General features: G+C 41.6%; 5 protein-coding genes and 1 pseudogene. All 6 read right to left on the bottom strand.

Annotated features, from left to right (window positions below; translation table 11 throughout):
• A pseudogene (locus tag Q0212_RS16120) lies at window positions 1–445 on the bottom strand (type IV pili twitching motility protein PilT); the annotation flags it as partial.
• Between the two features lie 154 nt (window positions 446–599).
• Window positions 600–1,478 carry a succinate--CoA ligase subunit alpha gene (gene sucD / locus Q0212_RS16125; protein WP_297927407.1) on the bottom strand — a complete coding sequence of 293 codons (879 nt, stop codon included), beginning with the start codon at window positions 1,476–1,478 and terminating at the stop codon, window positions 600–602.
• A gap of 13 nt (window positions 1,479–1,491) precedes the next feature.
• Window positions 1,492–2,649 carry an ADP-forming succinate--CoA ligase subunit beta gene (gene sucC / locus Q0212_RS16130; RefSeq protein ID WP_297927408.1) on the bottom strand — a complete coding sequence of 386 codons (1,158 nt, stop codon included), beginning with the start codon at window positions 2,647–2,649 and terminating at the stop codon, window positions 1,492–1,494.
• Between the two features lie 171 nt (window positions 2,650–2,820).
• On the bottom strand, window positions 2,821–4,257 hold the full coding sequence (gene lpdA, locus Q0212_RS16135; RefSeq protein ID WP_297927410.1) for a dihydrolipoyl dehydrogenase: 1,437 nt from the start codon (window positions 4,255–4,257) through the stop codon (window positions 2,821–2,823).
• Window positions 4,258–4,321: 64 nt separating this feature from the next.
• A complete protein-coding gene (odhB, locus tag Q0212_RS16140; RefSeq protein WP_297927412.1) occupies window positions 4,322–5,533 on the bottom strand; it encodes a 2-oxoglutarate dehydrogenase complex dihydrolipoyllysine-residue succinyltransferase in 1,212 nt (403 codons plus the stop codon).
• Between the two features lie 22 nt (window positions 5,534–5,555).
• The coding region (locus Q0212_RS16145) for a 2-oxoglutarate dehydrogenase E1 component (RefSeq protein ID WP_297927414.1) at window positions 5,556–8,212 on the bottom strand (2,657 nt) is incomplete at its 5' end.

The raw sequence follows: 8,212 nt of genomic DNA on the forward strand, positions 1-8,212 counted from the left end.
ACGTTGATTTACCTGAACCCGTTCCACCCACAACTAAAACCAAGCCACGCTTATTCATAATGACTTCTTTTAAGACTTCGGGTAAGCCAAGTTTTTCAAAATTAGGGATTTCGGCTGCAATAGTACGAATCACCATGCCTACACATTGTTGTTGAACAAAAACATTCACCCGAAATCTTGATACATTAGGCACATTAATCGCAAAATTACACTCCATTTCCTTCGCAAATTCAGCACGTTGCGTATCATTCATAATACTATGTGCTAATTTTTCGGTAATCTCTGGTGTTAATTTTTGACTCGCTAGAGGTTGCATATCACCATTAATTTTCATACTTGGTGGAAATTCATTAGCAATAAATAAATCTGAGCCGCCTGCTTGATTCATGGCAGTCAGCAATTTCATCATATACGCACGAGCTTGTTCTTCGGTAAAGGTTGACATAATTTTATAGTTTTCAATAAATTTTAAGATGGCTAACTTTAACAAAACATAGTTAAATCGTTTTTTGTTTTTTGTGAATCAATTCACGCTTTCAAAACAAAAAGCCATCGTAAAAATACGATGGCTTTTGATTATGAAGAAGTAATAACTAGGTTTATTTCCAGCCAGTCACTTCAGCAATAGCCTTGCCTAACTCTGCTGGATTAGCAACAGTTTTTACACCAGCGGCTTCTAAGGCTGCAAATTTTTCAGCGGCCGTTCCTTTACCACCAGAAATAATTGCACCCGCATGGCCCATACGCTTACCAGCAGGAGCTGTTACACCCGCAATGTAAGACACAACTGGCTTAGTCACGTTGGCTTTAATAAATGCAGCAGCTTCTTCTTCGGCAGAGCCACCAATTTCACCAACCATGATAATGGCTTCGGTTTGTGGGTCATTTTGGAATAACGCTAAGGCATCAATAAACGTCATACCTGGAATGGGGTCACCACCAATACCAATACAAGTACTTTGACCAAAACCTAAATCAGTTGTTTGTTTCACTGCTTCATAGGTTAATGTACCAGAGCGAGACACAATACCCACTTTACCTGGCAAATGAATATGGCCTGGCATAATACCGATTTTTGATTGACCAGGGGTGATGATACCAGGACAGTTAGGGCCGATCATACGCACACCACCCTTACGGACGATATATTCTTTTACGTATAACATATCAATGGTTGGTACACCTTCGGTAATACAAACAACTAATTTAATGCCCGCATCAACGGCTTCTAAAATTGCATCTTTACATAAAGACGCTGGTACATAAATAACCGTCGCTTCAGCACCTGTCTTTTCAACAGCTTCAGCCACCGTATCAAATACTGGTAAACCTAAATGGGTTGTACCACCCTTACCTGGTGTTACACCGCCAACCATATTTGTGCCATAAGCAATGGCTTGTTCGGTATGTAATGTACCTTGAGAACCAGTAATACCTTGGCAAATAACTTTGGTATTTTTATCAATTAAAACGCTCATTATCTGCCTCCAATTACACTTGTTTAACGACTAATTCGCCAGCTTCATTTAAGGAGGCGGCAGGAATAATATTTAGACCACTTTCACGCAATTTTTGTGCGCCTAATTCTGCGTTGTTGCCTTCTAAACGAACAACAACAGGCACTTTTACGCCCACTTCTTGCACTGCACCAATAATACCTTCGGCAATCATGTCACAACGCACAATACCACCGAAGATGTTAACTAATACAGCTTGTACAGCAGAGTCAGATAAGATGATTTTAAAGGCTTCGGTTACACGTTGTTTAGTTGCACCACCACCTACGTCTAAGAAGTTAGCTGGTTGGCCACCTTTCAATTTAATGATGTCCATAGTAGCCATCGCTAAACCTGCACCATTAACCATACAGCCAATGTTACCTTCTAAAGCAACATAGTTGAGTTCCCATTCAGCGGCACGACGTTCACGGTCATCAGACTGACTTGGGTCGTCCATAGCTTTTAATTTTGGATGACGATATAAGGCGTTAGAGTCAATAACGATTTTCGCATCTAAACAATGTAAGTTACCTTCTGTTGTGACAACTAAAGGATTTACTTCAATCATTGCCAAATCGCATTCAACAAACATTTTGGCCAAACCCAAATAGATTTTGACAAATTGTTTGGTTTGAGTGGCATTTAAGCCCAATTTACCAGCAACTTCACGACCTTGATAAGCTTGTGCACCAATCAATGGATCAATGGTTACTTTGAAGATTTTCTCTGGTGTTTCATGAGCAACTTTCTCAATTTCAACACCACCTTCTGTTGAAGCCATAAAAACAATGCTACGGCTTGCACGATCAACAACAGCACCTAAATACAACTCTTTAGCGATATCAGTACAAGTTTCAACCAAAATCTTGCTAACAGGTTGACCTTTGCTGTCTGTTTGATAGGTCACTAAATTTGTACCTAATTTTTCACGGGCGAATTGTTCAACTTCGTCTAAGGTTTTGACGAGCTTTACACCACCAGCTTTACCACGGCCACCAGCATGAACTTGAGCTTTAACAACCCAAACATCACCACCGATTTGTTCAGCAGCTTGACGGGCTTCTTCTGGCGTGGATGCGGCAAACCCTTTTGATACAGGTAAACCGTATTCAGCAAACAACTGTTTGCCTTGGTATTCATGTAAATTCATTCTTTCACCCTGTTAATTTGCTCAGGACTTAAACAACAAACTAAGTCCTATGGTTAAGAGCAGCTTATGCTCATGACGCTTGTTTATCCGCTGTTAACGGAATACTAATTTAGGTTATCCTCACACTAAATTTTCTTTTAAAGAGTTTAGGTGAGGATAAAATCAAAACAATTATTTACGCTTACGCTGAATTGCATGAATCGCTCTGCCATCAACAGATAAAGCGGCTTCATGTACGGCTTCAGACAATGTAGGATGCGCAAAAGTCATTAATTGCAAATCTTCGATGCTTGCAGCAAACTCTAAAGCGATCATGCCTTGATGCACCATATCACCTGCATTTGAACCAATGACAGCCATTCCTAACAAACGGTCTGTTTTAGCATCAGCAACAAAACGTACCAAACCTTGTGCATCATTGGCAGCTAACGCACGACCATTCACTTGGAATGGGAATTGACCAGTTTTTACTTCAATGCCTGCAGCAACGGCTTGTTCTTCGGTTTTGCCAACCCACGCAATCTCTGGATGGGTATAAATGACGCCAATGATTGTGTCGTAGTTAATCTGTGCATAATGACCTGCAATTAATTCTGCAACCATCACGCCCTCTTCCATGGCTTTATGAGCCAACATTGGGCCACGGACTAAGTCACCAATCGCATAAACGCCTTCTACATTAGTACGGCATTGTTTATCTACGATGACAAAACCACGCTCATCTTGGCTAACACCACTGTTTGCATCTAATAAGGCTTGAGCATACGGCTTACGACCAACAGCTACAATTAACTTATCAAACTCAGCAGTTTTCTCACCTTCTTTGTCTTGATAAGTCACTGTGACAACACCGTTGTTAATTTGTGAGCCAGTGACTTTAGCACCTAAACGAATCTCTAAACCTTGTTTAGTTAAGATTTTTTGTGCTTCTTTAGATACTAATTTATCTAGCATTGGCAAGAATGAGTCTAAGGCTTCTAAAACAACCACTTCAGAACCTAAACGACTCCATACAGAGCCTAACTCTAAACCAATAACCCCTGCACCAATCACGCCTAAACGCTTAGGTACTTCACTAAAAGCTAATGCACCTGTTGAGTCAACAATAATGTCTTCTGTTAACGGAGCAACTGGAATATTAATCGGTGCTGAACCTGCCGCCAAAATCACTGCTTTAGTGGCTTGAATGGTGTCGGTTGCGCCATCATGAGCCACAAACTGTACTTGTTTGTTTGCTAATAATGTACCTGTACCTTGTAGCCACACAATGCCATTGCCTTTTAATAATTGGGCAACACCACCCGTTAATTGACTAACCACAGCATCTTTACGACTTTGCATTTGGGCAATATCAATGCTGACATCACCAACAGTAATGCCATGCACCGCTAAACCTTCTTTAGCATCATGATAACGATGAGAAGAATCTAATAATGCTTTAGAAGGAATACAACCTACGTTTAAGCATGTACCACCTAAACTTGGTTTGCCATTATGAATACGCTTTTCGATACAAGCGACTTTTAAACCTAATTGAGCAGCACGAATAGCGGCTTCATAACCACCTGGCCCACCACCAATGACAACAACATCAAATTCTTGGGACATCTTTAAAATCCTCAATAACATTCATATTCCCTCCCCTAATTTAGAGAAGGGAATTTTCAATATCTTATAAATCTAATAACAATAATGCTGGATCTTCGATTAAATCCTTGATTGTTACTAAGAAGCTTACGGCTTCTTTACCATCAATCAAACGATGATCATAAGACATTGCCAAGTACATCATCGGTAAAATTACCACTTGGCCATTAACTGCCATTGGACGCTCTTGGATTTTGTGCATACCCAAAATAGCTGTTTGTGGTGGATTTAATAAGGGTGTGGACATTAATGAACCAAATACACCACCATTAGAAATGGTGAATGTACCACCCGTAATATCTTCAAGACCTAATTTGCCATCTTTTGCTTTTTTGCCGTAATCTAAAATGTTCTTTTCGATTTCGGCTAAGTTCATGCGTTCAGCATCACGAACAATAGGTACAACCAAACCACGGTCAGAAGATACTGCAACACCCACATCATGGTAACCATGATAAACGATGTCGTTACCATCAATAGAAGCATTGACAGCTGGGAAGCGTTTTAAGGCTTCAACGGCGGCTTTAACAAAGAACGACATAAAGCCCAAACGAACGCCATGACGTTTTTCAAAACGTTCGCCATAGGCTTTACGCATGTCCATAATTGGCTTCATGTTAACTTCGTTAAACGTGGTCAACATTGCTGTGTTTTGGGAAGCTTGTAATAAACGCTCAGCAACTTTGGCACGTAAACGAGTCATTGGCACACGTTTTTCTACGCGCTCACCAACCGCTAAACTTAATGGAGCGGCGGCTGGCGCAGCAGCAGGTGCTGGTGCAGCGGCTGGCGTTGTTAAATGATTCACTACATCTTGTTTAGTGATGCGGCCACCACGACCTGTACCAGAAATTTGACCTGCATCCAACTGATTTTCGGCCACTGCTTTGCGAACAGCAGGAGCTAAATCTGCACTTGCACTCGCCGCAACGGTTGCCGCTAAACTAGGCGCTGGTTCAGCAACAGGTGCGGAGCTAGCTGGTAAAGTTAAACCTGCTGTGCCTGTTTCAAAAATAGCTAAAGTTTCTAAACTTAAGACAGACTCACCTTCTGCTTTAACGATTTGTGCCAAAACACCATCCGCAGGGGCAACTACTTCTAACACAACTTTATCAGTTTCGATATCTGCTAAAACTTCATCACGATTGACTTTGTCGCCCACTTTTTTGTGCCAAGCAGCAACTGTGCCATCAGCAACGGACTCTGGGAACTGGGGAGCTTTAATTTCGATAGCCATACGAGTAATCCTTCTTTATTAATTACTGTTCAAGTTTAAACGCAGCGGCAATAAGTGCAGCTTGCTGTTTGGCATGAAGATAAGGTGAGCCACAGGCTGGTGCAGCAGAGGATGGACGACCTGTGTAACTAATGTCTAATTCAGGTTTCCATGCTGCAACAACACGTTGGAAGCGATGACGAGTGCTATACCATGCCCCTTGATTCATTGGCTCTTCTTGACACCAAACCACACTTTGCGCGTTGACATAAGGTTGTAAGGTTTCAATCAATTTTTCTTCAGGGAATGGATACAATTGTTCAACACGAATAATTGCGACATCATCACGTTTTAAATCACGGCGTTTTTCTAACAAGTCATAATAAACCTTGCCACCACATAAAATGACATGGGTCACGGCTTGTGGATTAATCGCTTCCACTTCTGGCAATACCGTTTGGAAACCACCTGTGGTTAATTCGTCCAAATTGGAAGTTGCTAACTTGTGACGCAACAAACTCTTTGGAGTCATGACGATCAATGGTTTACGCAATGGGCGTACTGCTTGACGACGTAACAAATGGAAAATTTGTGCTGGTGTTGTTGGCGTACATACTTGCATATTATGTTCAGCACACAACTGCAAGAAACGCTCTAAACGAGCAGATGAATGCTCAGGGCCTTGACCTTCAAAACCATGTGGCAACAACATGGTTAAGCCACAAATACGCTCCCACTTGGTTTCACCACTACAAATAAACTGGTCGATGACGACTTGCGCACCATTGGCAAAATCACCAAATTGCGCTTCCCAAATAATCAATGATTTTGGATAAGTAGTGGCATAACCATATTCAAAGGCTAAAACTGCTTCTTCGGACAACAACGAGTCATACATGGCAAAACGATGCTGATCAGGACGAATTGCTTTTAGAGGTGCGTAAGATTTGGCATCTTTTTGACTATGAAGAATAGCATGTCGATGTGAGAATGTACCACGACCAACATCTTGGCCAGTAATACGTACTAAGTAATCTTCATCTAACAAGGACGCATAAGCCATCACTTCAGCTGCACCCCAGTTTAATTCCATATTACCCGTCCACATTTGTGTACGGTCCTCTAGTACTTTTTGAACTTGACGTTGCACAACAAAGTCATCAGGTAATTTGACTAATTTGCTAGCTAATTCAGCAATTTTCTCTTTACTGATACCTGTTGACCAATCATCAATCACTTTGTGACCTAAATAAGGCGTCCAATCAACATATAACGCTTTATTAGGCTCACGCACTAAGGATTTAACAACGTGTTGGCCATTTTCTAAAGCTTGGCGATAATCTTCGACCATCGCTTCGGCTTCGGCACGAGTCAAGACATTTTCTGAGACTAATTTATCGGCATATAAAGTACGTGTACTAGGTAATTTACTAATCACTTGATACATCAAAGGCTGAGTCGCTGACGGCTCATCGGCTTCATTGTGACCACGACGACGATAACAAATCAAATCAATAACAACGTCTTTTTTGAACTCCATGCGGAAATCTAAAGCCAATTGCGTAATAAACACGACTGCTTCTGGATCATCACCATTGACATGGAAAATCGGTGCTTGCACCATTTTTGCCACGTCAGTACAGTATTCTGTCGAACGAGCATCTTCACGTTTATTGGTGGTAAATCCTACTTGGTTATTGATGATGATATGAATTGTGCCACCCACAGTATAACCACGGGTTTGCGACATTTGGAAAGTTTCCATGACCACGCCCTGACCTGCAAATGCAGCATCACCGTGGACAATAATCGGAATCACTTTTTTGCCACCAACATCATCACGACGTACTTGGCGCGCACGCACTGAGCCTTCGACGACAGGCGAAACAATTTCTAAATGTGAAGGGTTAAAGGCTAATGCCAAATGCAATTCGCCACCAGCCGTCATCACATTTGATGAATAACCTTGGTGATACTTCACATCACCTGAACCGTATTTATTGACGGTTTTACCTTCAAATTCATCAAATAGATCGGCTGGGTTTTTACCCATGCTATTTACTAAAAGATTTAAACGGCCACGGTGCGCCATACCAATAACAATTTCTTTGGTACCCTGTCCACCTGCACGTTGAATAATTTCATCCACTAAAGGAATAAAACTTTCACCACCTTCCAAACCAAAACGTTTAGCACCGACATATTTATTACCTAAATATTTTTCTAAACCTTCGGCAGCCGTTAAACGTTCTAAAATATGCTTTTTAATATCGGGCGAAAAATTGGGATTACCACGCACGCCTTCTAAACGGCGTTGAATCCAACGTTTTTCAGTGGTGTCAACAATGTGCATATACTCTGCACCAATTGAGCCACAATAAATAGCCTCCATAGCGTTGACCATTTCGCCCAAAGTTGCTTCGGTCTTGCCAATGGCTAAATTACCTGTTTGGAATACTGTATCAAAGTCGGCACGCGATAAACCATGTGCGGCTAACTCTAAATCGGGTACGTGTTCTCGTTCCATTAATTTGAGTGGATCGAGTTTGGCTTTTTGATGGCCACGGTTACGGTAAGCAGCAATTAACTGTAAGACACCCACCTGACGCTTTTCGTGTTCGGTACTCACACTACTGGCTTGCATCGGTTGGACGCGGGTACTGTTGCGGGCTAATAATAAAAACTGTTCACGGACATTTT

It is taken from the genome of uncultured Agitococcus sp. (assembly GCF_937920075.1).
Taxonomy (GTDB): domain Bacteria; phylum Pseudomonadota; class Gammaproteobacteria; order Pseudomonadales; family Moraxellaceae; genus Agitococcus.